Genomic DNA, 406 nt, shown 5'->3' with positions numbered 1-406 from the left:
AGCGTCGGCGGTTCCAACGTCATCGCAATGATGACGCTGTCCTTGGCTTGCGCCAGAGCAACGAGGGGCAACTGGGCCGCGAGCGCGGCTGCGCCTGCTCCGGCAAGAAGGTCACGCCGCGTCGTCATCAGCCACTCCCATGCATGTCGCGGCGCAAGATGGCGCGGGAGATGGGCCCGGCGCAAGACGGCTCTTCCGTTTCGTCCACGCGACAGATCGATCGCGTCAGACGAAGTAATCCGGGTGCTTTGCCTGAAGATGCACGAGATCGGGCAGGAGCGTGCCGAGATGTGTGCGCATCGCCGCAGCCGCCTCGGTGGTGCGGCCCTTGCGGATGGCATCGACGATCGACAGGTGCTCGCGGATCACCATCGCCATGCGCCCAGGCACAGGCAGGGTCATGCGC

Annotated in this window: 1 protein-coding gene; it reads right to left on the bottom strand. The window is 66.0% G+C overall.

Translation table 11 applies throughout. The features are described 5' to 3' along the window. Positions 1–225: 225 nt before the first annotated feature. Positions 226–406, bottom strand: a 181-nt coding sequence (locus tag AB4Y92_RS26200; protein ID WP_441822280.1) for an FCD domain-containing protein, incomplete at its 5' end; no start/stop codon positions are given.

The sequence above is a fragment of the Lysobacter sp. TAB13 genome, from assembly GCF_052113885.1.
In the GTDB taxonomy this organism is placed as follows: Bacteria; Pseudomonadota; Gammaproteobacteria; order Xanthomonadales; family Xanthomonadaceae; genus Lysobacter; species Lysobacter gummosus.
This window is presented reverse-complemented; position numbering and strand designations above follow the sequence as displayed.